This window comes from Leucobacter chromiireducens subsp. chromiireducens (assembly GCF_016758255.1).
Classification (GTDB): domain Bacteria; phylum Actinomycetota; class Actinomycetes; order Actinomycetales; family Microbacteriaceae; genus Leucobacter; species Leucobacter chromiireducens.
On the sequence record NZ_QYAD01000002.1, the window covers coordinates 403,307 to 427,889 of the forward strand.

The following is a 24,583-nucleotide window of genomic DNA, read 5'->3' on the forward strand; positions in this document are numbered from 1 at the left end:
CTACTTCGCCTGGACTCCGAATAGTCCAGAGCCATACTTGGTGAGCACTCGGTAGGCCTCGCCGAAGGTCTCAGGCGGGCTTTCCCGCTCCGTTGCCGTACCAAACTCATGCAGGAGGAGCCCGATCAATCCGCGCGCGGGCGGACTCAACGGGCGCTCGGAGTCGACCTCTGCAGGGTGCGCCTCAGGGTTTGGCGGAACGTATGCTGGAACGGGCTGCGGCCAATCTGCGACATGCCGGGGAACGGGGCGGTTGAACGCCCCTCGGAGCGTGCGTGCGCCATGATCGCGCTGAGTCAGCGCTTCGATTCCGAAGCGCTCTGAAAGCGTGGCCGCGAGCGAACCATGGTGCATCTCCTCGGTGAAGACACTCCCGCGCTCGGTGTGTGCGGAGACGATGATTGCGGGAACCCGGCAACCCAGCCTGTCAAAACCGAAACCCATCTCGCCAGCGCCGGACGCATCAGGAGGAGTCGCGCGGGGAGGCGGGACATGGTCGTACGTTCCACCATGCTCATCGAAAGTGATGAGCAGCGCTGTGTTGAGATAGTTGGATCCTTGAGCCGCGGTCGAGTTTCGAATTGCGGCATACACCTCGTTGACCAGCGCTTCGCCTGCCCGGACGTCTGAGATCGCGCCAGAATAGACGCGTTCACCGTCCTCGCTGCCCTCGCGGAGCCTCCCGACCGGTGGATGGAAGTCGTTGTGGTTGAAGACCATGCGTGGTTCGACGAATGCGTACTCGGGGAGAGTCCCGTCTGCGACGTCGCGGTGGAACTGCGCCATGGTGGCGAACCGCTCGGTTCGCCAGTACTTCCGTAGAACAGGCGCGTGCAGCACACCCGTGAAGGAGACCAGCTGCAGCTCATCGAAGTAAATGCGCCAGCTGAGTCCAGCGTCCTCCAAACGGGTGAACACCGTCGGGGTTGGTGCGGCATCGAGCCACTTGCGATATCCGCCGTTCAGCATGTTCGTCACAAAACCATGCGAGGTCGAAGCATGGAAAAAACTCCGGTTGCAAAACGTCTGGCTTGGCACAGCACAGAACCAGTGATCATACACACCGAACTCGCGCGCGAGCGTGGAGAGTACGGGCAGCATTTCGGGCGAGAACGACCCCATGATCTGGTTGCGCTCGCTCGCCGTGGGTGGGCGGCCGGTTCTGGTGCTGAAGTCGTGCTCGTAGTCGAGCACGAAGCCGGACATGGTCGCGGGAGTGCCGGGCGGCGGTGCGTGGAAGGGCACGGTGAGGTCGGCAAGATCCTTGCCGCGATTGTGGTCGTCAATTCTGCCGAACAGCTGCGTATTGACGTGCGGATATTCTTCGCCGGGATCGGGATCAGGGCTGCCCATGATCTGATCAGTCGGGCCAGAGTAGACGTGCGCGGGCACGACGGAGCCGTCCTCCGCGGTGTTGCTGTGGTTCGCAAAGGCGAGCCCCTCGAAAGACTTTCCCGGCGCGGGTGAGTCCGGCGAGTAGAGATATCCGAGGAGGTTGTCGAATGAACGGTTTTCACCCATGACCACGACAAGATGGTCGAAACCTGGTTCTGATCGAGGTTTCGGCCGCGCAAACCGCTCGGGGATATACGGCGAGCCTGGGTCAGGAGAACTTGCCGCGGATGTGATGGCGGCTCCTGCCGCTCCGCCCGCTGCAATTCCCGCGGCAATGGCGCCGCCCGTGCGGAGAAAGCCCCGCCGGCTCGTGAGCCGTGATTTCTCCGTCGGCGTGGCCTCTGGTCTCTCGGGCTCCGTCGGCTGTGGTGACCGCGGCTGTGGGGTCTCGCTCATGCTGCTCCTTATGACGTCGAAGGTACCTCGGCGGATGATTCGTCTGTTGTCCACGCAGTGCAGGTGCCCCTTGTCGGGGTCCCCGCCCAGCGATCCAGCGTCCAGGTGACGAGCTCGGTCGTGAGGGGCGAATCCGCCGCCACCAGGGACAGATGATCGAGCCCCGCGTATTCGCGGTACTCGAGCTCGGCGTCTGCCGCGCAGCGGTCAGCGACCCACTCGCGCTGCTGCTCTGGCCGTACGAGCGGATCCGCGAGCCCCTGAGCGACGAGCACCGGCGCGGGGAACGGGCCGGTGGGCGTCTGCTCGCGGAGCAATCGACCGAAGTCTCCCGCAAGCACGCTATCCGGGAAGATTTGGTTCGGCACCTGCGTGCCGCGAAGAATCGCGGCCAAAACGTCCTGCCCGTTGAAGCAGAGATCCTGGATCTTCTCGACGCCACGCGAGGATCCCGGGGTTAGCTCGGCAGCGAGGTCAAGCTCCGGGAAAAGCTCATTCCAGGTTGCCGCGATGTAGGCGGACACGGTCTTGCCCGTCGCCTCGTTCTTGTTCACCTCGGCCAAGCCGTACAGGTTTGCGGCAGGCGCGAAGGCGGCGACGCCCGCGATCCCAATCTCTGGTGCGTACTCTGCCGCAAGCTGCCCGGTCCAGAGCGCACCCTGCCCGCCCTGCGAGTGCCCCCACACGACCGTGTTGCTGGTGAGCGTAAGCTCCGTGAACTGATGCGCCGCACGCGCCGCATCGAGCACGTTGCGCGCCTCGGCCTCGCCCACCAGGTATGGGTGCGTTCCTGCGGTGCCGAGCCCGATGTAGTCGGAGGTCACCGCCACCCAGCCGTGCTCGGTGACCATCTGCTCAAGCGCTGCGCCAGCGCCGTCCGAAAACGGAGTTGCGCTGAGCGACGGCGCGCACTTCGCCGCGACTCCGGTGGTGCCGTGTGCGATGGACAGGAGCGGGAGCGGATCGGAGCCGCGCTGCTTCGGCGCGATGATGGTTCCGCTCGAGAGCGCTGCCGTGCCGTCGGCGTTGGTGGTCGTGTAGAGCATGCGCCACGCCTCAGCGCCATGAGGCACGCCCTCGCTGAGGCGCTCGGTTCGCAGCAGCTGCCCGGGCTCTGTCGGCACGCTGTCGGGCGCCGCGTAGAACCGCCCCGGCTGGGGGAGCGGAACGCCGCCGAGGATCCACCCTGTGCCGAGCGCGAGGGCAACGGCGAGTACGAGCGCGAGCGCTGCCCCCGCAGTGCGCGACCAGCGTGCGAGCGCGCTGCGCGGCGCGCGTGGCCCCGGTGCGCGCTTCGTCAGCGCGAAAAACACGATCTGCAGCCCGAAGAACACAAGGAACGCGCCGGTGCCGAGGCGGAACACGGTGAGCGTCAGCACGGGCCACGAGAACGCGACGATGCCGAACACGACGCTTGCGAGCGCCCCAATGATGCTGGTCGCCCGGGAATCGCCGCCGTTGCGCACGACCTGCACAACCTGGAATATCCCGGAGCAGACGAGCGCCGCGCCGACCAGGAACGCCAGCCAGGGCGCGCCAGCGGTGGGCCAGAGCGCGAGGATCCCACCCACGACAACGAAGACGATGCCGAGTGCGCGGGCCGCCGCGCGGGTGACGCCGTCAAGTGTGGGGAAGAGGAGCGCCGCGGAGCCGATCAGTGCGAGACCGAGCCCTGTGACAATCGCGACCTGTTGCACGGAGAGCGGGGCGAGGATCAACACACCCCCGAGTGCGGCGGCGGCGAGGCCGATGAGCGCGCGTGCCGGGCCGGCGAGCGGCGCAAGGGCCTGGGTGATCCGAGTCCGAACGGGCACGTGCGTTCCTCTTTCTTCGGCGCCCGGGTCGCTCCGGGAGGGGCCTGCCGCGCAGGGCGACGCTCCTAGCGTAGTGGCGGGCGCGCAGGGTGCGGGGGATCCTCATCGAACTGAACTACGCTGGAGGGGTTATGGCACATCTTCTCGGGGCTGAAGCCCTCCACCTCGAAGTTCCGACCAAGACCGTGTTCGACTCGGTGACGCTCGGCGTCGCTGAGGGCGACCGGATCGGTATCGTCGGCCGCAATGGCGACGGCAAGTCGAGTCTCCTCATGATGCTCGCAGGACGCCGCGAGCCCGACAGCGGCAAGGTGACCGTCCGGGGCGGCACGACGATCGGGGTGCTCGATCAGGCGGATGTGTTTGATGCGGGTGAGACCGTGGGGCACGCGATTGTGGGCGACCGCGTGGAGTACGAGTGGGCGGGCGACCCGCGCACTCGCGAGGTCATTGCGGGGCTGGTGTCCGATCTCGACTGGGAGGCGCCCGTCGACTCGCTCTCGGGAGGCCAGCGCCGCCGTGTGGCGCTCGCGCGTCTGCTCTCCGGTGACTTCGACATTCTCTTCCTCGACGAGCCCACGAACCACCTCGATGTTGAGGGCATCGCGTGGCTCGCCGAGCACCTGAAGCGCCGGTGGCCGCGGGGTCAGGGCGCTCTGCTCGTCGTGACGCACGATCGCTGGTTCCTCGACGAGGTGTGCAACACCACGTGGGAGGTGCACGATCGCATCGTGGAGCCCTTCGAAGGCGGCTATGCGGCGTACATTCTGCAGCGGGTGGAGCGCGACCGCCAGGCGGCAACCATTGAGCAGAAGCGCCAGAACCTCGCACGCAAGGAGCTCGCATGGTTGCGGCGCGGTGCCCCCGCACGCACCTCGAAGCCGAAGTTCCGCATCGACGCCGCAAACGAGCTCATCGCTGACGTGCCGGAGATTCGGGATCGCGTGTCCCTGCAATCGATGGCGGTAGCTCGACTCGGCAAGGAGGTCGTCAATCTGCTCGACGCGGGGGTGAGCTACGGCGATCGCGTGATCCTCGAGGATGTCGAGTGGCGGCTCGCGCCCGGTGAGCGCACCGGCATTCTGGGCGTCAATGGCGCGGGCAAGTCGACCCTGCTCGGGCTTATCTCGGGCACCACCGAGCCCACGAGCGGCTCGGTGAAGCGCGGCACCACCGTGAAGGTCGCCACGCTCACGCAGCGCCTCGACGAGCTCGAGGAGCACTTGAACGAGCCGGTTCGCACGGTGATCGGGCGTCTCCGCTCGAGCTTCACGGTGGGCAGCGGCTCGAAGGCGCAGGAGCTCACGCCAGGCCAGCTACTCGAGCGCATGGGATTCTCGAGCGCGCAGGTCTCTACGCCCGTGAAGGATCTCTCCGGTGGCCAGAAGCGGCGCCTCCAGCTGCTCCTCATCCTGCTCAACCAGCCGAACGTGCTGATCCTCGATGAGCCCACAAACGACCTCGATACGGACATGCTTGCCGCGATGGAGGATCTGCTCGACTCGTGGCCCGGCACCCTCATCGTGGTGTCGCACGACCGGTACTTCCTCGAGCGGGTCACCGATCAGCAGTACGCCATTTTCGATCGCACGCTGCGTCACCTCCCTGGCGGGGTCGACCAGTACCTCGAGCTGCGTGCGGCCGAGGAAGCTGCGAAGCGCGATGCCGCGGTGAGCGGGGGGAGCGCGGCAGTGAGCGCTCCGGCCGCGAGGTCCGCGGCATCACCCAGCGCGGGATCGGCTCCGGCCGCCGCCCCGAAGCTCGGCGGTTCCGAGCTGCGCGCGGCGCAGAAGGAGCTGTCTGCGGTGGAGCGCAAGATGGAGAAGCTGCAACAGCAGATCGTGAAGGATCGGGATCGGCTCGCAACGCTCGACCAGAGTGACTACACGCTGCTGAACGCGGAGATGGCGAAGATCGCGGCGCTCGAGGCCGAGGTAGGCGAGCTCGAAGAGAAGTGGCTCGAGCTGTCCGAAGAGATCGGCTAACAGACCGCACCGCTGCGCAACTGTGCACAGCGGTGCAGGGATGTGGGGCGCGGCTAGCGCTTGTTCGCGGTGCGTTTACCCGGGCGACACCGGTCGACCCCCTGCGAGTGGATGAATGATGGGGCACCTCGGTGCATCTCCCCATCTGAAAGGACATCCATGTTGCACGCCCACCGCCCGCCGCAGCAGCCCGCCTGCCTCGCGGCATCCTCGCGTCGTGCCCTGCGAGCCGGCACCGTCGCCGCGTTCACCGCGCTCACGCTGCTTGTTCCCGCGCTGCCCGCGGTCGCCGTGGAGCAAACGCCGGCCGCCTCCGGGGCCCCGCAGGCGATGACGCAGGAACGCATCGACGCCGCAAACGATGCCTACAACGGCGCCGACGCGAAGCTCGAGTTCATCACGATGTCGGACACCGAGCTCGGCGGCACAGCAACCGCCGACAAGACCTCGGAGCAGGTTGCATACGAGGGGGCTGCGCGTCACTTCGAGAGCATTCGCAAGTGGGCGGACGCGAAGGGCTTCGACCCGAAGGCCGTGGTCGACAACGGTGACGTGGTCGGGGCGAACGACCCCGAGTACTCCGCGCACCTCGCGGGCGACAGCGAGAAGGTACGCGGCTGGTACCGTGCGATCGAACGCGTGTTCCGCGAGAACTTCCCGGACTCGCAGGTGCTGCTTACCCAGGGCAACCACGACATTGCGGACCTGATGGGGAAGTCGATTGCGGAGGCGCGTGCCGAGCGCGCACCGGCGGGAGCTCCCGAGTGGTTCTACCCCAACGCTGACACGGAGTACGTCAGCAACTTCCACACGACCATCGAGGGCATCGACTTCATTGGCCTGGACTACAACGGCAAGGAAACGTTTGGCTACGGCGGTCAGCGGAGCGGTTACCAGGCGTTCTTGAAGCAGACGCTTGCCGACATCGCGGCGAAGCCCGACTACGACCCGGCACAACCAATCTTCGTCTCGATTCACAGCGGCTACGCCGGCACCTCGTTGGGTGGCCCGTTCCACGGCGACTACGATCTCGCTGGCCCCGAGCTGCAGCGCATCCTTGCTGAGTACCCGCAAGCGGTGCTCGGCTCGGCGCACACGCACTTCTCGTCGAACCCGGAGACGAGCATTTACCAGAAAGACTTCACCGTCTACGAGAACGCCTCCATGAACTACATCTACCAGGATGTGCCGGGCGACTTTATTGGCGGCGGCTATTTTGGGGGCAACCAGGGTGACGCGAAGAATGGGACTCCGCAGAAGAGCGCAAACTTCATCACGGTGCTCGAAGACGGCGAGACGGTCATCCGCCGCTTCGACGTCACGCACCAGCGCTGGATCGGCATGCCCTGGGTTGTCGACACCACCCAGGGGAAGGCCGGCTTCACCTACACGAAGGAACAGCGCAGCACCGTCGCACCCTGGTGGGACGCAGCCGCGGTGCGCGCGAGTGACGTGACCGAGACTTCGCTCACGCTCGGCTTCGATCAGGCGAAGGACGACGAGCTCGTGAACTACTACGAGGTCTCGATCACGGACGCTGCGGGGAAGCCAGTAACGTTCACCGCGAACCAGGTTCCTGACTTCGGGAGCAACGCGGCAAAGTCGTTCTCTGGCACGTTCAAGGCGTACTCGCGCTTCTACATGACGCCGAACATGATGGGCTTCGACATCCAGGGCCTTGACTCGGCAAAGAACTACACCGTGTCCATCACCGCCTTCGACGACTTCCAGAACAAGTCGGAGCCCCTCATCGGCACGGTCCGCACCGCAGGCACACTCGAGTTCCCTGAATTCCCGGAAGCACCGGGCGAGGCTCCCACGGGCGAGTTCCTGAACCTTGAGTTCGAGGGCGACCTGAGCGACACAGGTTCGGCATCCGCCACGGCTCCGGTCGCGCAGCCCGTCGGCTCCGTCACCTACGTCGACACGGATCGTGCGGGGGCCGATGGGCAGGCGCTCCGGGTTGGCGCGGGCGCCGGCAGCTACGTCGACCTCGGCTCGCGTCCCGAGTTCGATCTCGGCACGGACAAGAACCTGACCATCAGCTTCTGGACGAAGGTCACCGGGGTCAACGGCTACGGTGCGATTATCAGCAACAAGAACTGGGCCAACTGGTACCGCTCGGGCATCAATCTCGCGCCGCAGGGCGGGGACACCAGCAAGCTCGAGTTCACACTCGGCGATGGCGTCAACGGGGTCTACGCAACGGGCGACGTGACAAACTACCGAAACGCCTGGCATCACATGACGCTCACCGTCGACCGTGCACAGAACGTGGCACGCGTGTACATGGACGGCGAGCTCGCGAAAGAGACGAGCATCGCCCAGATCGGCAGCATGACGAGCGGACTCAACATACTCGTCGGTGTTGATGGGAGCAAGAGCTATGGGGCGGGCCTCGATATGGACGACCTCAAGATGTGGGACTCTGCACTGTCTGCGGAGGAGATCGCCGGTCTGTTTGCCGCGGATGATACCGGAGCCGAAACGACGGCGCTGACGCGCGCCGTTGACTACGCGAAGGAACTCATCGCCGCCAACGCGGTCGAGGCCGAGAATGGGCGCGTCTTTGACGCCGCACTCGGCGACGCGCTCGCCGCAGCTACCGAGGCAAGCGCTCAGCTCGTGGCGAGCGCTGCGCCCACGAAGGACGCGTTGCGCACGAGCTTCGCGTCGCTCAAGGGTGCCGTTGACGCGGTGGAGGCGCAAACGGTGCGCTTCACGTACCAGGTCGCGGCGCAGGGCGGCGCGGTGACACCGAGTGAGGGCGTTGCAGACCGAGGTGCCGAGGTGCGCCTGGCGCTTGCTCCCGCGGCCGGCTTCCAGATCGCTGACGCGGAAATCACCGTGACCGGTGCGGAGAGCTTCGCCCTTGTGGGCGAGGAGCTTGTGCTGAGCGGCGTGAACGGCAAGGTGCTCGTGTCGGTGGCATTTGCGGCGATCACCGATGGCGGCGAGAACGGCGGCGAGAACGGTGGGAACACCGGCGGTGAGAACGGCGGGAACACCGGTGGTGAGAACGGTGGGAACACCGGCGGCGAGAACGCCGGAAGCACGGTCGGTGCGGGAGCTCAGCCGGCCGGAGGCGCGCTCGCCGAGACCGGCGGAAACGCGATGACGAGCTGGGCGCTGGCCGGCGGCGCTGCGGCGCTGCTCGCGGCTGCGGCGGGTGTGTTCGGCCTCCGTCGCGCGCGCAAGCAGTAGCCACGACGGCGTACACGGGCGGGGGCCGCATCATTTGGTGCGGCCCCCGCTCCTGCTACGGCGAGAAGCTCGCGCCTACCAGCCGCGCTCGGCGAGCCGGTGCGGAGCCGGCAGATCCGCAACGCTGATGCCGACCATGGCGGGGCCGAGCCCCCGGGACGCAGCGAGTACGGCCTCGGGGTCCGTGAACTGCTGGGTTGCCGACACAATGGCCGCGGCTCGGCGGGCGGGATCGCCGGTCGTGAAGATGCCGGATCCCACGAAGACGCCGTCAGCACCCAACTGCATCATCATTGCCGCGTCCGCTGGGGTCGCGATTCCTCCGGCGGTGAGCAGTGGCACGGGCAACCTGCCCGCGGCTGCGACCTCGCGCACGAGCTCGAGTGGGGCCTGGAGCTCTTTCGCCTCGACGTACAGTTCAGCTTCATCCAGCCCCTTCAGGCGTGCGATTTCCGCGCGAATCGTGCGGAGGTGGCGGGTGGCCTCAGAGACGTCGCCCGTCCCTGCCTCGCCCTTCGAGCGGATCATGGCGGCGCCCTCGGCGATGCGACGGAGCGCTTCGCCAAGGTTGGTGGCCCCGCACACGAATGGGGCACTGAACGCGTGCTTGTCGATGTGATGCGCATAGTCCGCGGGGCTCAGCACCTCCGACTCATCGATGAAGTCGATGCTTAGGGTCTCAAGGATCTGGGCCTCAACGAAGTGCCCGATGCGAGCCTTCGCCATGACTGGAATAGCTACCGCGTCTTGAATCCCCGCGATCAAATCGGGATCGCTCATGCGGGCAACGCCACCCTGTGCGCGAATGTCCGCGGGCACCCGCTCGAGCGCCATCACAGCGACCGCGCCGGCCTGCTCAGCGATGCGGGCCTGCTCGGGCGTCACGACGTCCATAATGACGCCGCCGGTGAGGTGCTCGGCGAGGCCGCGGCGTACGCCCGCGGTGAGGAGCGGGGCGGGGAATGCTGGTGGGGTATCGGTGTGTGTCATGCAGCCAGCCTGCCCGGCGTTTTGGTTCTCCTCAAGATCCACTTTTATTCGTATGGAGTGGACCAATTCGTCTTGCGTGCCTCTTGGCATTGCTGTTCATGCAGTTATTTGCGCAAGTGGTTGAATGTTGTTAGAGTGGTGCTGCGCTTCGTTCGGTGAGGCTCTTGCGTGAACACAGGCCACTGATCTGACGACATCGAGAGATGCCCAAGATCAGGACAGGTTCCCTCGGATTAAGGGGGTGCCCCAAGTGGCTGCCACAGGATTACGTCACGCAATGCCGAAGCTCTGACATGGAAGCGCGGTCCCTGAGTCGACGGCTTCGTCGTCGGCTCCACTCTGCGTGCCGTGAGAGGAAACAACGCTATGCCCGCAGCGATCATTGAACCCATCCTGTTCTGGCAGGTCCATCAGCCGCTTCGCCCGGGAGCGCCCCCGCAGTCGGGTGACGACGACCCGCGACCGACCCGGGAGGCCGAGCCCTGGCGCAGCCAGTCATTCAGCCGCACCGCGAGCGACTCACGTTCGCGCCGCAAGCCCACCCGCTACGAGAAGTTCACCACCCGAATCGTGGCGGTGAGCAGCGTGCTCACGCTCGGTATTACCGCGTGTTTGCACGTCTTCAATTACGACCTTGAGACCCAGACGTCCTCAACGTCCGGGACCCACAGCGGCTTCTACAAGGAAGGCGAGTGAGCGCGGAATCTCCGCGCCTCACGAAAGAGAGCGACATTATGTACACCATCGAAGAACAGATCGCCCGCTTCGGCCGGATCGAGCGGCTGAGTGGCGGCCGCTGGGTGCGCTTGGTGGGGGACGACCCCCAGCTCGTCGAACAGGTGCAGAAGGAGACCGGGGTTACGCTCCCCGCTCCCGGCACCCCGGCGTTCGCGGCGGACGGCGAGGTGACCCACATCGCTGTCGGGACCGTTGAACGCGACCATCTCTCGTACTCCGAGACGCGCATCGCAATTGCAGTGAGCGCGGATACTGTCGTGACCGTGGAACCTCTGCGAGGCTGCGCGTCGCTCGACCTCGCGGTGACGCGGATGGCTCGTGACTCGCGCGACGATGACACCCCGATCGAGATCACCGCGAGCATCCTGCAGGCGATCGCTGACACGACCGACGAACTGGTCGGAAGTCTCAGTGACGGGACCGAACACATGATGACGCAGACGAGCGCCATTTTGCACAGCCTCGAGACGAAGAAGGCTCGTGAGTTCGGGGTGAGTGACGTCACGACGACGCAGCAGGAGCTCGCCGACATGGAGGAACTGCTCTCTCACTGTATGGAGCATCAGCTTGTGCTTGCTGAGGCCGCGCGGCACTTGCGCGGGCACCTGCGAGTGCTCGGCGGGGAAGCGCGCACCGATCTTGCGCGACTGATCGACGACATTGAGGCCATTGAACCGCACATTGACTTCGTGCACGACCGGGTTCGTCTGCTCCAGCAGACCAACAACCTCGCGCTCAACGTCAAGCAGAACCAGATCATCAAGGTCTTCTCCGTGGTCACGGCCGTGTTCCTCCCCGTGATGCTGCTCTCCACGTACTACAGCATGAACTTCGAGTACATGCCCATCCTCAGCTGGGACCTCGCCGAGCCCGCCATCATCGTGCTCAGCTTCGTCTTCGCGATGCTGCCGCTCATCTACGTGCGCCGTCGCGGCTGGCTGCGCTAGGCGCGTAGCCAGTTTTTCCGCCCCACACTTCACACGCAAAGGACACAGAACATGACTCACCAGAACACGCAGCCCCAGCAGGATCGCCGCGCTACCCCGCTTGCCTGGAGCTCGCGCCTCGAACTCACCGCGCTCGGCACGGATCAGCCGGGGCAGGCGGGGAACGCTGGCGCACAGGACGATCGACGCGCACGCACCTCGAAGATCGAGAAAGAGATCATCTGGGCCGTGGTGGTGCTCTACGCGGGCATCATCGCCTGCTTCGCGGGCCTCCACCTCTACGGCGTCGCCCTCGGCTAGGCCGAACCCACACACTTGGTCGCGCTCGCACCGCGACCCCACACACGAAAGGTGACGCGCATGTACGAGAACACCGCGCCCATCCCGGTTCAGAGCGGCGGAACCGCTGTGGCTGACACCTCACTCCGAACCGAGCTTCCCCGCACCGGCTGGCTGCGCGTGCGCGCCGCCGATCGGCCGTTGCTCGCCGATATTCGAGCGCAGCTGGGCATCGACCTCGATCGACGGGTGCCGCACCCCGTCGACGAACACGGTTTCGCCCTGCTGCCCCTCGAGCTTCCCCTGCCCTTCGCCTCAGGACCCGCCGCCACAAGCACGGTGTTTACGAGCGCCACGATCCTCATCGCCGTGAGTGATGAGCTCCTCATCACGGTGGAGCCGGATCGCCCGGTGCCCGCGCTTGCCGCGGCTCAGGCCCGAGTCTCTGGACTGTCCTCAGCAGCGACGAGCCGCGAGGTGCTCCTGGTGATCATCGAGGGGCTCAACGATGCGATGCAAGACACGGTGAACCAGATTTCGCTCGTCTTGAACGACCTCGCGGATGAAGCGGTCGACAGTAGCGGCGGCTTCAAGATGGAGGGGCGCCAGGTTGGCGTCGCTGACATCGCGCAGACCGCGGTCTCCCTCGGCGGGGCGGAGGAGCTCATTGCCCGCGCAGTCCAGGGGCAACTCATGCTGGAGCGGGCGGCCCGGCGCATGCGGCGCTCGAGCGCGCACGCGGAGCGCGAGTACTCGACGCTGCTCTCTGACGTGCAGGGCGGACGCCGCCACGCGCGCTTCCAGCACGCGAAGGTGCGCAACATTCAGCAGTCGCTCATGACCACGCTCGATTTGAAGCAGAACCAAATTATTAAGGTGTTCACGGTGGTGACGGCGGTGTTCACGCCGCCCACGCTCATTGCCGCGTACTACGGCCAGAACTTCGCGAACATGCCGGAGCTGGCGCTGCCGTGGGGAGAGTGGTTCGTCATGGCGACCACCGCAATCTTCGCCCTGGTTCCGCTCTGGTACATCAAGCGGAAGGGGTGGCTGCGATGAGCCTGCAGAAGATCAGTCAGCGCGGTTGGACTCGCCTCTTCGTCGACAGCGTCGCGGATGCCGAGCTCGCAGGACGCACCCTGGGTGAGGAACAGACATTCGAACAGCGCATTCCGCTCCGCTTCGTGACGGTGGACGACACGGGTGCGCAGCTCGCGGAGGTCACGGTCGTGCTTCGCTCCGGTGAACTCACGACGGTGGAGCCCGGCGATGGACTGCCGCTGCTGCAGGACGTCGCAGCGCGCCTGCAGTGGGACGACGCCGCGGATCCGGACGCCCTCGTCGCGGGCGCCGCGATCGTGCGTGCCGGTTTTCAGGCGTGTGCGGTAGCGCTCTCGAGCATTGAGTCGGACATTCGCGGCGTCCGTCGAGCCGTCTCCGACCTTGAAGCGGAGCGGGGGGCCGACCGCGGTATCAGCGTGAGTGACCTACCGCGCGTGAGTGAGCGGCTCGTGGACATCGACGCGGTGCTCTCGCACGTGGCGACGTCGGTGTCTCGTCTCGGTCAGCTTGCCCGCCTGCTGCGGCGGGAAGCGGCGGTGTGCGCGGCGCACGACCGCGCTGATTTCGACGCGCTCATTCAACAGGGCGACGCGCTGGCCACGCGCGTCGAGTTTCTTGTGGATCGGCATCGCTTCCACTCGCGCGGTACCGCGCAGCGAATCTCGACGAGCGACCTCAACATCGTGAAGATCTTCACGGTGCTGTGGGCGATCCTCATCCCGGGCTCCACGCTCATCAATTGGTACGGGCAGAACTTCGAGTTCATGCCCGAGCTGAGCTGGAACATGTCGGCCTGGATCCAGATCGCGGGCGTGTTCTGCCTCGCAGTCCTGCCGATCTACACCGTGAAGCGCGCGGGGCAGCTCCGTTAGGGAGTACGACTGTCCGGAGCCGGGCTCGGATCTGCGTCGGGATCCGGGCCCGGCAGCATCTCACCGGGTGCTTCTCGAGTGGGATCACGACGCGCGTCCGGCCCCGCCTGCTCCGCGAGGAATGCGGTGAACCCCGCGGCGAGTTCATCGAGCACGAACTCCTCGGTGTCCGCGTCGTAGTCGTAGAGTTCGCCGTAGCGACCCCAATCGATCGCGAGCTCGAGCTGGCGCTGCGCGTCGGAGGCGCCATAGCCACGCGCGAGCAGGTCGCGGAAGAAGTCTGCGCGCAGCGCACCCTGCGAGCTATGCTCAAGCGCCCGCACGATGGTGCGCACGAGCGGGGCGTGCTCGCCCGCCAGCGCGGCAAACTGTGCCTTGCTCTCGGCAATGCTTGCACCGTGCCAGGCCCACCCTGCGTCCGTAAGAAACGCTTGCGCGCCAGCCACCTCTAGCAGCTGCAGCAGTTGGGCGGCATCGACGAGCGGCAGGAGGTCGGAGACGTCAAACGAGAGTTCGTCTGCGAGATCTGGGAGGTCTGCCTGGCCATCGTGCGCGACCACGATCTCGATGAGCCCGGCGAGCCCGCCAACGGTTGCCGCGGGAAGCGGATGCGTGAGCGGTCCGGGAGGTCCGGTCTCTCTCCCCGCGGCGGCGGGGCGCCCGGTGAGCTGCGCGTAGAGCTCGTCGACCGCGGCGGCGAAGGTGGGACTGCGCCGATCGCGGGGGCGGGGCAGTGGCACAGCGATCTCGGCGGCAATGGTCGCGGGGCTTCCGTCGAGCACCAGGACGCGATCGGCGAGGAGCACCGCCTCTTCGATGTTGTGCGTCACGATGCAAATGGCGCCCGCGGGGGCGGTCGGCGCGCCCCACACCTCGAGCAGTTCGCTGCGCAGGTGCTCGGCTGTCAGCACGTCGAGGGCAGAGAACGGCTCGTCCATGAGCAGCACGTCGGGGCGCTGCACGAACGCGCGCGCGAACCCGACGCGCTGCTGCATACCCCCCGAGAGCTCCCGCGGGTAGGCGCGCTCAAACCCGTCGAGCCCGATGGTGTCGATGGCTTCGCGCGCGCGGCGCCGGCGTTCCGCGCGGGGGAGGCCACTGGAACTGAGCCCGAGCTCGACATTGTCGAGCACGGTGAGCCACGGCAGGAGCGCAAACGACTGGAACACCATCGCCGTGCCGGGATTTGCGCCGGTGAGGGGCTCGCCGCGGCTGAGCGCGGCTCCCGAACTGGGCTGGGCGAGTCCCGCGAGGAGACGGAGGAGCGTTGACTTCCCGGAGCCTGATCGGCCGAGCAGCGCGACGATCTCGCCGCGGTGCAGCGTGAGGGAGACATCGCGCAACACCTCGAGCGCGGGTTCGCCCGCGGCCGCGAACGTCATGCCCATTCGCTCGGCGCGCAGCAGCTCGTCACCTGCGGGGCGGGTGCGGAAGTCACTCATGCGGGCTCCTCGGTGTCGATGGTTGGGGTGGCGGGCAAGGCAGGGAGCCTGTAGCCGCACATCTAGGTGAGCGCATACCGTCGTTCCGCGAGCACGTAAAGGGGGCGCCAGACGAGCCGGTTGAGTGTGACCACGAAGACGCTCATCACCAGAATGCCGATCAGCACGCGCGTGAAGTCTCCTGTCGCGGTCGCCTCCGCGATGTATGCGCCAAGCCCGCGCGCAGTGAGCGTGTGCCCGCCGTAGCTCACCACCTCCGCCACGATGGAGGCGTTCCAGGCCCCGCCCGCCGCGGTGAGTGCGCCGGTGACCCAGGATGGAAAGAGCGCGGGCGCGTAAAGCCGCCGCCAGCGCGCGGCCGGCCCCAGGCGGAGGCTCCGTGCGGCCTCGCGGAGATCGTTTGGGATCGCGGCTGCGCCGGCAATCGCGTTGAACAGCAGGTACCACTGGGCACCCAGCGCCATGAGCACGATGCCGCCGACGTCGAGGCTGATTCCCGTGCTGACGAACGCGAGCGCGGCGAACGGGAAGAGGAAGTTGGCGGGGAAACTCGCGAGCACCTGCACGAGCGGTTGCGCGACGCGGGTGACCCGGGGCGTGAGGCCGATCCAGAGACCGATCGGCGCCCAAACGAGTGTGCCCACCACCAGGAGCACGAGCACGCGAGCGAAGGTGAGCAGCCCGAGCCCACCCGCGACGGCGAACTCGGCGAGCCCGGTGTCACGCGCGACCCCTGCTAGAAGGGCAAGCGCACCGAGCGTCAGCCCGATCCCGAGCACCACCGCCGCCGCGGTGCGGCCGCCGCGTCGGGTCCGTGCGAGCCGGACTCGGGGGTGCGGTGCGGACGCGGCGCGCGAACGCCGGGCGGACTCGAATGCCCGGGCGGCTCGATCAAGGCCCTCATGCACCGGTGCGAAGGCAAGCGCGAGGAGGCGAGGGAACGATGAGCGCCGGAGCAACTCGAGCACCACGCTGCGCTGCGGGTCCGCGGAACCCGAGACCCCTGTGCGAAACCGCTCCGCCCACGCGGTGAGCGGACGCCAGAAGCACACGTTCACCACAAGGATCATGAGCACCATCACACAGATCGCGAGCACCAGGTGACCGGGTTCCGCTTCCTCCGCCGCGGTCGCCGCGTACGCACCGATCCCCGGGAGCGCGTAGCGGTGCGAGTTCACCGTGATGACCTCCGAAGCGAGGAGGAAGAACCACCCGCCACCAAAACTCATCATGCCGTTCCACACGAGCGGAAACGCACCGTGCGGGGCATCGAGACGCCAGAAGCGCTGCCAGCGCGTAAGGCCCAACGAGCGGCAGGCCTCGTCGAGGTCGCGCGGCTGTGTGATGAGGGACTGGTAGAACGCAAACGTCATGTTCCACACCTGGCTCGTGAAGATTGCGAATACCGCCGCGCTTTCGAGCCCGAGCATCGACCCGGGGAAGAGCGCCAACCACAGGCCCACCGTGACCGAGAGGAAGCCTAACACCGGAACCGACTGCAGCACGTCGAGCGCGGGGAGGAGGAAGCGCCTGGCGCGGGGGAGCCGTGCGGCCGCGGTTGCGACAACGAACGCGAACAGGGTGGACAACGCCAGCGCCGTGAACATGCGCAGCAGGGAGCGGCCCGCGTAACCGGGGAGCATGCGCGGGTCAGTGGAGACGCGGTCGGGGGCACTCACCGGGTCGAAGCTCGCGCTGATTCCGCGCGTGAGTTCGAGGAGGCCCCAGAGGAGCAGCGCGACGCTGACGAACACCGCGACATCAGCGAGGAGCCGGTCGCGGGTGCGCAGCGCGGCATCGTGTGCGCTGAAGGCCGCGGGGGTGGCCGCCATGCGTTCACCCCCTCGCCGGTGTTCTCGACCCGGTGCGCCGCGGAGGAGCCGCGCGCACCCCAGTCAGCATAACGAGAATATGCGCCTACTTGCGCAAGTCTCAGAACACGGGATCATAGAGGTATGGATGAACACCCAGCGCCCGCCGTGACCCCGGCGCAGCTCGCCGCTGCGGCCGGCACCTTCGACATGCTGTCGACCCCGAACCGACTGCACATTGTGTGGCTGCTTGCATCGGGCGAGTATGACGTGTCGACGCTCGCGGAACTCTCGGGTGCCGCCGTGCCAGCGACGAGTCAGCACCTGGCCAAACTCCGGGCCGCCGGCATCGTCGCTGCGCGGCGAGAGGGTCGCCGACAGCTCTACCGGGTCGAGGATCCGCACATCCTCGCGGTGGTGGCCCAGATGTTCAGCCACATTGCGCCGGACGGCACGCTCGCGGGCGAGTCCGACGAGCGACGCCCGCCCCGCGCACCTCGGTTCGCGGGTGCGGCGGCGGGAACCCCCGCGGGAGCTCCCGCCGCTCACGCGATCGCCGCGCGGGATTAGGCGCGCGCGGCGTCCGGGAAGATCTCGAGCAGCGCGGCTGAGCCCATGCCCCAGCCCACGCACATGCTCACCACCGCGTACCGAGCTCCACGCCGCCGCCCCTCACGCAGGGCGTGCCCCACCATGCGGGCACCGCTCATGCCGTAGGGGTGGCCGATGGAGATTGCGCCACCATTGACGTTCAGCTTCTCGTCCGGAATGCCGAGGCGGTCGCGGCAGGCAACGAGCTGCGCGGCAAAAGCCTCGTTGATCTCCCACAGATCGATGTCTTCGATGCCAAGCCCGTGATCCGCGAGTAGGGCTGGGATGGCGAGCGTGGGGCCGATCCCCATCTCTTCCGGGGCGAGGCCCACGGAGCGCATGCCACGGAACGCGCCGAGCGGCGCGAGGCCGCGGCGGCTCGCCTCGGTCTCCGACATGAGCACCGCGGCCGCCGCGCCGTCGGAGAGCTGCGAAGAGTTCCCGGCTGTGACCGTCGAATCCCCACCGAGCACGGCCGGGAGGCCCGCAAGCCCCGCCGCCGTGGTGCCCGGGCGGTTGCACTCGTCGTGGGTGAGGGTGACGAGCTCCTCGTGCTCCGCTGAGGTGGCGCGATCCACGACCCGACGGAGCGCATCGACAGGCACGATCTCATCGGCGAAGACGCCGGCCTCTTGTGCCGCGGCCGTGCGCTGCTGGCTGAGGAGCGCGTACGCGTCTTGCGCCTCGCGGCTCACGCCGTAGCGCCGCGCAACGAAGTCGGCGGTGTCGAGCATGCTGAGGTAGTACCCGTCGCGGACGCTCGCGACACGGAACGCGTGATCGTTCCAGTGACTGTTCTGCACGAGTGACACGCTGTCGACCCCGCCTGCGAGGGCGACGCGAGCCTCGCCCACGCGAATCTGATTTGCGGCGGTGGCGATCGCGCTGAGGCCCGAGGCGCACTGGCGGTCGATGGTTGCGGCGGGGACCTCGTCGGGGAGGCCCGCGGCGAACACGGTGTGGCGCGCGACGTTGACGGCCGCGGACCCCTGCGTCAGTGCGCAGCCGAGAGTGAAGTCCTCGATCTCCGCGCCGGCGAGCCCGGCGCGGGCAACCGCCGCGCTGACCGCGTGGCCGGCGAGCACGGGCACCTGTGTTGTGTTGAACGAGCCGCGAAAGGCTTTGCCGATGGGCGTGCGTGCGGTCGAGACAATTACTGCTTGCTCGGTCATGGCTACATCTCCTCCAGGCCGCACCAGTCGGCAATAAAGAGTGCGGTCGCTTGGGTGACGCGACGTACCGACTCAAGGTCTACCCGCTCATCGAAGCCGTGAATCGATTCGGCCTTTGGCCCGTACACGAGCGCCGGGGTGTCTGCGTACACGCCAAAGAATCGGGCGTCCGTCGTTGCGGTAATGGCTTCGTGTTCGAGCGGTGCGCCGGCAACCTCGGCATGGGCCGTGGCGAGGCTTGCTGTCGCGGCGAGCGCGGTAGGGCTCGTGTCATCGGCAAGCGCGTAGCCCTCGGCAGCAAACCCGAAGTAGGTGATCTCCGGCAGACTGTTCGCCAGGAAGGGGTGCGCAGCAGCGGCCGTTCTGATCGTCTCCTCGATTGCCGCGCGCAGCTCACCAAGATCCTCGCCCGGAAACACTCCCATGCGGGCGTCGAAACTGCACCACGCTGGGACGGAGCTCGCCCAGTCGCCGCCGACGATTTTGCCGATATTGAGGTTGAGCGCGTGCGCCTGCTCGGCGAACTCGGGGTGTCGGCGCTCGGGGGCGTTCCGCTGCGCTTCGAGCTCGTGCAGCGCCGTGACGAGTGGGAACGCCGCCTCGATGGCGTTTGCGCCGCTGCCCGCGTATGCGACGTGGGTGGGGCGGCCGCGGAGGTGTACCTGGAACCAGAGCACGCCCACCTGCGCGGAGACGAGGTGCTCGCTGAACGGCTCAGAGATCAGCGCAGCGTCCGCGCGATACCCGCGCTGCAGACAGGCGAGCGCACCGTTGCCGGTGCACTCTTCCTCAACCACCGACTGGTAGAACAGGTCGGCCGCGGGGCGCATGCCGAGTTCGCGCAGGGCCTCAACCGCAAAGAGGTTTGACGCGAGCCCCGCCTTCATATCGCCACCGCCGCGACCGGAGAGCCAGGTGCCCGACACCTCGGGGGCGAACGGGTCGTGGGCCCACATCTCGCGGGGTCCGGTGGGAACCACGTCGATGTGCCCGTTCACGATGAGGCTGCGGCCGGTGCGGGTTCGGCTGCGGAGCGCGCCCACGACATTCGGTGCGTCGGTGTAGGGCGTCTCCACGGGGGAGTAACCGCGCAGCTCGGCGATGTCCTCGGTGCGCACCTCCCACCGGTCGACCTCGAAGCCGCGCTCGGTGAGCTCTGCGGCCATGAAATCTTGCGCCGAGCGCTCGGCACCCCGAAGCGAGGGGTGCCGCACGAGCTCGGCAAGAAACTCGACCTCTCGGTCGAAGAGTCGGTCGACCGCGGTGCGAATGGTGGTGGGTGTGAGATCCACGGAAACTCCTTTCGGGAGAGGGACGCGGGGAAAGAGGGAAAGCAGAGTTAGAACCGCGGGAGCGGGCCCTCGGGCACTGAGAGCGGCGCCGCCGTGGCGGTGAGCACGTCAGCGACCGACGCGTCTTCCGAGAGCTCGACGAGCGCGAGCCCTGCGGGGGTGACGTCGATGACGGCGAGGTCGGTGTAGATTCTGCCGACGTGACCGCGGGCCGTGAGCGGCAGCGTGCAGGCCTCGACAATCTTCGGGGCACCCGCGCGGTCGACGTGTGTCATGATCACGCCGACGCGGCGGGCCTTCTGCGCGAGTTCGATCGCGCCGCCGACACCGGGGGCGAGTTTCCCGGGAATGCGCCAGTTCGCGAGATCCCCGTTCGCGGCCACCTGGAACGCGCCGAGGAGCGTGAGGTCGAGCCGTCCGGAGCGAACGATGGCAAAGCTCACCGAGCTGTCGCAAAACGACGTCCCTGGGAGGCGGCTCAAGTACGCGCCGCCCGAGTCGATCAGAGTGCGATCCTCCGTGCCCGCGGGGGAGACCGGACCCGCGCCGACGATTCCGTTCTCGGAGTGCACACACACGGGCAGCGCGGGGTCGAGGTGTGCGAGGACCTGCGTGGGCAGCCCGATCCCGAGGTTCACGGTCATCCCCGGAGCGATGTCTGCCGCGGCGCGGGCGAGCATCCGCTGCTTAGCGCTGAACGACATGGTAGACCTCCGGCAGATTCGTGATGGGGGTGACATGGTCAACGAATGCGCCGGGGAGGTGCACGTCTTCTGCAGCGATCGCACCGAATCCGACGACGCGCTCCGCCTCGACGATGGTGCGGTCGGCGGCCATGGCCATGAGCGGATTGAAGTTGCGGGCCGAGCCCGCGAAGCGGAGATTGCCGAACGGATCCGCCTCTGCGGCATGCACGAGTGCGAAGTCCGCGCGCAGCGCAGGTGCAAAGAGCCCTGGCGCGCCGGCCACGGTGACGTGCTCGGTGCCCCGCTCGAGTTCGGTGCCCATACCGATATCGGTCACGATCCCGAGCAGCCCGGATCCCGCCGCACGAATGCGCTCAGCCAAGATGCCCTGCGGTACGAAATCGACCTGAAGTTCGCCCGAGTTCATTCGCCGCATCGCGTTGGCGTTGAGGCCGATGTGCGTGGCGATGAGGCGATCCACCTGGTCGTTTTCGAGCAGGAGATCAACGCCCATGCCGGCCTCGTTCGCGTCATTCTTGATGATGGTCAGGCCGCGCGGACCGCGCCGCACAAGTTCCGCAATGAGGTGGAACGGGGTGCCGGGAACGCCGAAGCCGCCGAGCATCACCGTTGCGCCATCGCCAATCTCCGCGATGGCGTCCACCGCGCTCGTGTGTTTAGTGGGCAGTGGCATGGTGATCCTGCTCCGTTTCGGTATCGGCGGCTGCCTGGGCGGGGGCTTCGAGGACCTCGTCACGCAGCTGCGGCGCGAGAATGAGGCACACCAGCGCAACGACGGTGAGGAACACGTAGAACGCGATGACGCTCCAGATGCTGCCGGTGGCGATGAAGAGCCCGGTCGCGATGAGCGGGGAGAGACCGCCCCACAGTGCCGAGCCGGCGCTGTAGGCGATCGAGAGGCTGGTCTGGCGGGAGTCCGCATCAAACATCTGCGACATGATCGCTGCGAGGGGTGCCCAAGTCGCGTTCATGGTGACGCGAACGAGGGCGAGCAGCGCAAAGAGAAGCCAAGTGGAGTGGCCCATCACGAGGAACGTGGGGATGACGGCGGCAACCGACACGACGAGCCCGATCGCCATCACCCGCTTGCGGCCCCAGCGATCAGCGGCGATGCCGAGCGGCAGGGTGGAGAGCAAGTGCCAGAACGATGCGAAGGTCATGGCATTCAAGACGAGCGTCGGATCGAGGCCCACGGTCTCGCCGGTGGCGTAGGCCGTCGCGAACGTCGTCATGATGTAGTAGCCGCCAGACGAGATGGCGATGAGGCCCGTGCCGATGATAATGGCGCGCCAGTTCCGCTTGAAGGCGAGCTTCGCGGGGAGCTCAGCGGGCTGTGCTGCTTCGCTTCGCCGCGCCTGCGCCTCGGCAAAGACGGGGGTCTCCTCGACCTTGAGCCGCACCCAGAAGCCAACGCCAATGAGGATGGCCGACAGCAGGAAGGGGATGCGCCACCCCCAATCGAGCATGAATTCTTGGCCGCCCAGTGTGAGGAGCGCAAAGATGCCCGAGGCAAGGAGCGCTCCCATCGGGTTGCCAAGCTGGGGGAAGCTGCCGTAGAAGGACTTGTACTTCTCGGGGGCGTTCTCGACGGCCATGAGAACCGCGCCGCCCCATTCGCCGCCGACGGCCAGGCCCTGCAGCACGCGAAGCGCCACCAGCATGATGGGTGCGGCGAAGCCGACGGTCGCGAAGGTCGGGAGGAAGCCGACTGCCATTGTCGCGATGCCCATGAGCAGCAGCGTCAGTACGAGCGACTGGCGACGCCCGATTCGGTCGCCGATGTGGCCGAAGATGATTCCGCCGAGCGGGCGCACAAGAAAGCCGGTTGCGTAGGTGGCGAAGGACGCAAGGACGCCAAGTGCGGGCTCCACCTCCGGGAAGAACAACGGCCCGAAAATGAGCGCCGCGGCAGTGGCGAAAACGTAGAAGTCGTAGAACTCAATCGCCGTGCCGACGAAGGAGGCGAAGCCCGCGCGGAGTGCACGCCGGTGGCTGAAGGGCTGCGAGGAGGACATGGAGCTCGGATCTCCTTTGATGCGATGAAACGGGACAGAACACCCGGGGGTGAACACTTGACCGAGATTATCAGTTTCGTGCATAGTTGATCATTGTGATTATTAATGGAGGTTATTATGCGGCCGTATGAGCAGCGCTTCGTGTGGAACCTCGATTGGAACCTGCTCCGCACCTTCGTGGTGGTGGTGGAGCAGGAGGGGGTCACTCGCGCCGCTGAGTTCATGAGCGTGAGTCAGCCGACCGTATCGAGCGCACTCAAGCGCCTTGAGTCCACGCTCGGGCAGAGCCTGCTGGATCGACGCCCCGGCCACTTCACGCTCACCGCCGCGGGCGAAGCGCTCTATGCGCAGAGCCGCGAGATGTTCGGTACCGTCGCCCGGATCCCCAATCTGCTCGCGGCGTCAGGCAGTGTCGTCTCTGGGCATGTGTCGATCGCGACCACGAGTCACGTGGTGTCGCCGCACTACGATGCCGCGTTTGCCGCGTTCGCCGCGGCGTATCCCGAGGCGACCTTCACGGTGACGGTGACGGACAGCGCGGAGGTTGTGAGTCGGGTGCGGCAGGGCACTGCCACGCTCGGGCTGTGTCTGCTTCGCGGTGATGACGCCGGCCTCGCGCACGAGGTGCTCTATCGGGAGCGCTTCGGCCTGTTCTGTGGCCCGACGCACGCACTCTTTGGGCAGGAAGGCATTGCGCCCGAGCGGCTTGCCGGCCAGGCGGCCGTCTCTTTTCAGACGGAGGCCGAGAATGGGCCGCTGTTCCATGTGCGTCAGCTGCGTGAGCGCGCGAACCTCGAAGCGGAGCCTCGCGCGGTGTCCGCGAACCTGCTCGAGGTCCGCCGCATGATCATCGCGGGGATTGGGATTGGCGCGTTGCCGCTCCACGTTGCCCGCGAGGATGTCGACGCCGGACTGCTCTGGCCGGTGCTGCCCGAGCGTGAGCTGCACGAGACCGACATCTGCCTGGTGACCCAGCCCAAGCGGGCGCTCGATCGGGCGGAGCGGACATTCCTTGCTGAACTCCAGCGGCTCATCGCGGAAGTGCCGCTCGCCGAGCGGAGTTATCGCTAGCGAGGGCCCGCCCCCCGGAGGTGCCTGATCGCCCTGCTAAGCGTCGTCGAACGGGTGCTCGGTCAACAGTACCTGAGCGGTGTGCTCGATGTCCGCCGCGAGTGCGAGCGCGGCGCCCTGCGTGTCGCCTGCTCGGAGCGCCGTGAGGATGTCGGCGTGCCGCGCGTGGAGTGATCGGGTGCCGAGGAGCACCCAGCGCGCCTCCCAGAACAGTGGGCTGCGTCGCAGCCACAGGGTTTCGATAAAGCTGAGGAGTAGCGGGGAGTCCGCCGCGCGGAAGACCGTAAATAGAAACTCGGTGTCGGCGCGCTGGGTTCCCACGGGGTCGCCTGCGAGCTTCGCCGCTTCGAACTGTGCGAGTGTTCGCTCGAGCGTGCCGAATTGCTGCTGAGTGAGGAGCGGTGCCGCGATGGTGAGCGCGTGCGGCTCGAGCTTCCCGCGGAGGCCAGTGAGTTCCGTAAACTGGGCGCGGCTCAGGCGGGGCACCACCGCGGTGCCGGCGGCGGTGGTGTCGAGTGCTCGCTCGCTCACGAGGCGGCGGATCGCCGCGCGCGTGGGCATGGGGCTGAGCTCCAGGCGACTGGCAACGCCGCGGATTGAGAGGCGGTCGCCGGGTGCGAAGCCGCCGGCGATGAGCTCGTGGCGGAGTGCCGCGTACGCCTCGTCTTCGAGGCCGCCGGGTGGTGTCGTATCTGCCGCGGTCATGGCTCCATTGAATCAGAGATGTTCGCGGGAGATCACCCATGGTGTCATTTTGTGATCACAATTTATGACATAGTGTGATCCAGAACTACCGCACT

20 protein-coding genes and 1 riboswitch are annotated in these 24,583 nt (G+C 66.9%); of the genes, 9 read left to right on the forward strand and 11 right to left on the reverse strand.

Features of this window, described 5'->3' with window-relative positions; genetic code table 11:
- Both D3226_RS07910 and D3226_RS07915 read right to left on the reverse strand, forming a co-directional pair.
- Positions 1 to 1,791 carry an alkaline phosphatase family protein gene (locus D3226_RS07910; protein WP_202381970.1) on the reverse strand — a complete coding sequence of 597 codons (1,791 nt, stop codon included), beginning with the start codon at positions 1,789 to 1,791 and terminating at the stop codon, positions 1 to 3.
- Positions 1,792 to 1,799: 8 nt separating this feature from the next.
- Complete coding sequence (locus D3226_RS07915; protein ID WP_202381972.1) at positions 1,800 to 3,605, reverse strand: lipase family protein; 1,806 nt, start codon at positions 3,603 to 3,605, stop codon at positions 1,800 to 1,802.
- A 131-nt stretch (positions 3,606 to 3,736) separates the two neighbouring features.
- Here D3226_RS07915 and D3226_RS07920 point away from each other — a divergent pair, with 131 nt between their 5' ends.
- Positions 3,737 to 5,590, forward strand: a complete 1,854-nt coding sequence (locus D3226_RS07920) for an ABC-F family ATP-binding cassette domain-containing protein (RefSeq protein ID WP_202381974.1) — start codon at positions 3,737 to 3,739, stop codon at positions 5,588 to 5,590.
- Between the two features lie 159 nt (positions 5,591 to 5,749).
- Complete coding sequence (locus D3226_RS07925) at positions 5,750 to 8,794, forward strand: LamG domain-containing protein (RefSeq protein ID WP_202381976.1); 3,045 nt, start codon at positions 5,750 to 5,752, stop codon at positions 8,792 to 8,794.
- A gap of 75 nt (positions 8,795 to 8,869) precedes the next feature.
- Here the strand turns inward: D3226_RS07925 and pdxS are convergent, their stop codons facing one another.
- On the reverse strand, positions 8,870 to 9,784 hold the full coding sequence (gene pdxS / locus D3226_RS07930; RefSeq protein WP_202381978.1) for a pyridoxal 5'-phosphate synthase lyase subunit PdxS: 915 nt from the start codon (positions 9,782 to 9,784) through the stop codon (positions 8,870 to 8,872).
- A gap of 140 nt (positions 9,785 to 9,924) precedes the next feature.
- A riboswitch (M-box (ykoK) riboswitch) is annotated at positions 9,925 to 10,090 on the forward strand.
- A 60-nt stretch (positions 10,091 to 10,150) separates the two neighbouring features.
- On the opposite strand from pdxS, the gene D3226_RS07935 reads away from it, so the two are divergent.
- The 5 genes from D3226_RS07935 to D3226_RS07955 are packed head-to-tail and all read left to right on the forward strand — an operon-like array spanning position 10,151 to position 13,682.
- Positions 10,151 to 10,480, forward strand: a complete 330-nt coding sequence (locus tag D3226_RS07935; protein WP_202381980.1) for a hypothetical protein — start codon at positions 10,151 to 10,153, stop codon at positions 10,478 to 10,480.
- A complete protein-coding gene (locus D3226_RS07940) occupies positions 10,477 to 11,469 on the forward strand; it encodes a CorA family divalent cation transporter (RefSeq protein ID WP_202381982.1) in 993 nt (330 codons plus the stop codon). Before D3226_RS07935 ends, D3226_RS07940 begins: the two co-directional genes overlap by 4 nt.
- Positions 11,470 to 11,520: 51 nt before the next feature.
- Positions 11,521 to 11,769, forward strand: a complete 249-nt coding sequence (locus tag D3226_RS07945; protein ID WP_202381984.1) for a hypothetical protein — start codon at positions 11,521 to 11,523, stop codon at positions 11,767 to 11,769.
- A 60-nt stretch (positions 11,770 to 11,829) separates the two neighbouring features.
- Entirely contained in the window at positions 11,830 to 12,807 is a 978-nt protein-coding gene (locus D3226_RS07950; protein WP_202381985.1) for a magnesium transporter CorA family protein, read from the forward strand.
- A complete protein-coding gene (locus D3226_RS07955; RefSeq protein ID WP_202381986.1) occupies positions 12,804 to 13,682 on the forward strand; it encodes a CorA family divalent cation transporter in 879 nt (292 codons plus the stop codon). Before D3226_RS07950 ends, D3226_RS07955 begins: the two co-directional genes overlap by 4 nt.
- Here the strand turns inward: D3226_RS07955 and D3226_RS07960 are convergent.
- On the reverse strand, positions 13,679 to 15,124 hold the full coding sequence (locus D3226_RS07960; protein WP_202381987.1) for an ABC transporter ATP-binding protein: 1,446 nt from the start codon (positions 15,122 to 15,124) through the stop codon (positions 13,679 to 13,681). The two genes, D3226_RS07955 and D3226_RS07960, sit on opposite strands and share 4 nt — an antisense overlap.
- A 62-nt stretch (positions 15,125 to 15,186) precedes the next feature.
- Entirely contained in the window at positions 15,187 to 16,956 is a 1,770-nt protein-coding gene (locus tag D3226_RS07965; RefSeq protein ID WP_202381988.1) for an ABC transporter permease, read from the reverse strand.
- Positions 16,957 to 17,079: 123 nt separating this feature from the next.
- Between D3226_RS07965 and D3226_RS07970 the strand changes: the two genes are divergently transcribed.
- Positions 17,080 to 17,505: an ArsR/SmtB family transcription factor gene (locus tag D3226_RS07970; RefSeq protein ID WP_202381989.1), complete on the forward strand. Its 426-nt coding sequence runs from the start codon at positions 17,080 to 17,082 to the stop codon at positions 17,503 to 17,505.
- Here D3226_RS07970 and D3226_RS07975 read toward each other — a convergent pair.
- From D3226_RS07975 to D3226_RS07995, 5 genes are read right to left on the reverse strand one after another with little or no spacing between them, the layout of a single operon-like run.
- Positions 17,502 to 18,698 carry a thiolase family protein gene (locus tag D3226_RS07975; RefSeq protein WP_202381990.1) on the reverse strand — a complete coding sequence of 399 codons (1,197 nt, stop codon included), beginning with the start codon at positions 18,696 to 18,698 and terminating at the stop codon, positions 17,502 to 17,504. The two genes, D3226_RS07970 and D3226_RS07975, sit on opposite strands and share 4 nt — an antisense overlap.
- Before the next feature lie 2 nt (positions 18,699 to 18,700).
- A complete protein-coding gene (locus D3226_RS07980; RefSeq protein WP_202381991.1) occupies positions 18,701 to 19,990 on the reverse strand; it encodes an ArgE/DapE family deacylase in 1,290 nt (429 codons plus the stop codon).
- Positions 19,991 to 20,037: 47 nt separating this feature from the next.
- Positions 20,038 to 20,694 carry a 3-oxoacid CoA-transferase subunit B gene (locus tag D3226_RS07985; RefSeq protein WP_202381992.1) on the reverse strand — a complete coding sequence of 219 codons (657 nt, stop codon included), beginning with the start codon at positions 20,692 to 20,694 and terminating at the stop codon, positions 20,038 to 20,040.
- A complete protein-coding gene (locus D3226_RS07990; protein ID WP_202381993.1) occupies positions 20,678 to 21,370 on the reverse strand; it encodes a CoA transferase subunit A in 693 nt (230 codons plus the stop codon). The genes D3226_RS07985 and D3226_RS07990 overlap by 17 nt, the downstream gene beginning before the upstream one ends.
- A complete protein-coding gene (locus D3226_RS07995; RefSeq protein WP_202381994.1) occupies positions 21,354 to 22,712 on the reverse strand; it encodes an MFS transporter in 1,359 nt (452 codons plus the stop codon). Before D3226_RS07995 ends, D3226_RS07990 begins: the two co-directional genes overlap by 17 nt.
- Positions 22,713 to 22,817: 105 nt before the next feature.
- On the opposite strand from D3226_RS07995, the gene D3226_RS08000 reads away from it, so the two are divergent.
- Positions 22,818 to 23,783: a LysR family transcriptional regulator gene (locus D3226_RS08000; RefSeq protein WP_202381995.1), complete on the forward strand. Its 966-nt coding sequence runs from the start codon at positions 22,818 to 22,820 to the stop codon at positions 23,781 to 23,783.
- Positions 23,784 to 23,819: 36 nt separating this feature from the next.
- Here D3226_RS08000 and D3226_RS08005 read toward each other — a convergent pair whose 3' ends face one another.
- Positions 23,820 to 24,488 carry a GntR family transcriptional regulator gene (locus D3226_RS08005; RefSeq protein ID WP_202381996.1) on the reverse strand — a complete coding sequence of 223 codons (669 nt, stop codon included), beginning with the start codon at positions 24,486 to 24,488 and terminating at the stop codon, positions 23,820 to 23,822.
- Positions 24,489 to 24,583 lie beyond the last annotated feature (95 nt).

Excerpts from the sequence above, each read along its gene's own strand:
- D3226_RS07910 (WP_202381970.1), bottom strand. The coding sequence starts at position 1,791 with ATGAGCGAGACCCCACAGCCGCGGTCACCACAGCCGACGGAGCCCGAG.
- D3226_RS07920 (WP_202381974.1), top strand. The coding sequence starts at position 3,737 with ATGGCACATCTTCTCGGGGCTGAAGCCCTCCACCTCGAAGTTCCGACC.
- D3226_RS07925 (WP_202381976.1), top strand. The coding sequence starts at position 5,750 with ATGTTGCACGCCCACCGCCCGCCGCAGCAGCCCGCCTGCCTCGCGGCA.
- pdxS (WP_202381978.1), bottom strand. The coding sequence starts at position 9,784 with ATGACACACACCGATACCCCACCAGCATTCCCCGCCCCGCTCCTCACC.
- D3226_RS07935 (WP_202381980.1), top strand. The coding sequence starts at position 10,151 with ATGCCCGCAGCGATCATTGAACCCATCCTGTTCTGGCAGGTCCATCAG.
- D3226_RS07945 (WP_202381984.1), top strand. The coding sequence starts at position 11,521 with ATGACTCACCAGAACACGCAGCCCCAGCAGGATCGCCGCGCTACCCCG.
- D3226_RS07950 (WP_202381985.1), top strand. The coding sequence starts at position 11,830 with ATGTACGAGAACACCGCGCCCATCCCGGTTCAGAGCGGCGGAACCGCT.
- D3226_RS07955 (WP_202381986.1), top strand. The coding sequence starts at position 12,804 with ATGAGCCTGCAGAAGATCAGTCAGCGCGGTTGGACTCGCCTCTTCGTC.
- D3226_RS07960 (WP_202381987.1), bottom strand. The coding sequence starts at position 15,124 with ATGAGTGACTTCCGCACCCGCCCCGCAGGTGACGAGCTGCTGCGCGCC.
- D3226_RS07965 (WP_202381988.1), bottom strand. The coding sequence starts at position 16,956 with ATGGCGGCCACCCCCGCGGCCTTCAGCGCACACGATGCCGCGCTGCGC.
- D3226_RS07970 (WP_202381989.1), top strand. The coding sequence starts at position 17,080 with ATGGATGAACACCCAGCGCCCGCCGTGACCCCGGCGCAGCTCGCCGCT.
- D3226_RS07975 (WP_202381990.1), bottom strand. The coding sequence starts at position 18,698 with ATGACCGAGCAAGCAGTAATTGTCTCGACCGCACGCACGCCCATCGGC.
- D3226_RS07985 (WP_202381992.1), bottom strand. The coding sequence starts at position 20,694 with ATGTCGTTCAGCGCTAAGCAGCGGATGCTCGCCCGCGCCGCGGCAGAC.
- D3226_RS07990 (WP_202381993.1), bottom strand. The coding sequence starts at position 21,370 with ATGCCACTGCCCACTAAACACACGAGCGCGGTGGACGCCATCGCGGAG.
- D3226_RS07995 (WP_202381994.1), bottom strand. The coding sequence starts at position 22,712 with ATGTCCTCCTCGCAGCCCTTCAGCCACCGGCGTGCACTCCGCGCGGGC.
- D3226_RS08000 (WP_202381995.1), top strand. The coding sequence starts at position 22,818 with ATGGAGGTTATTATGCGGCCGTATGAGCAGCGCTTCGTGTGGAACCTC.
- D3226_RS08005 (WP_202381996.1), bottom strand. The coding sequence starts at position 24,488 with ATGACCGCGGCAGATACGACACCACCCGGCGGCCTCGAAGACGAGGCG.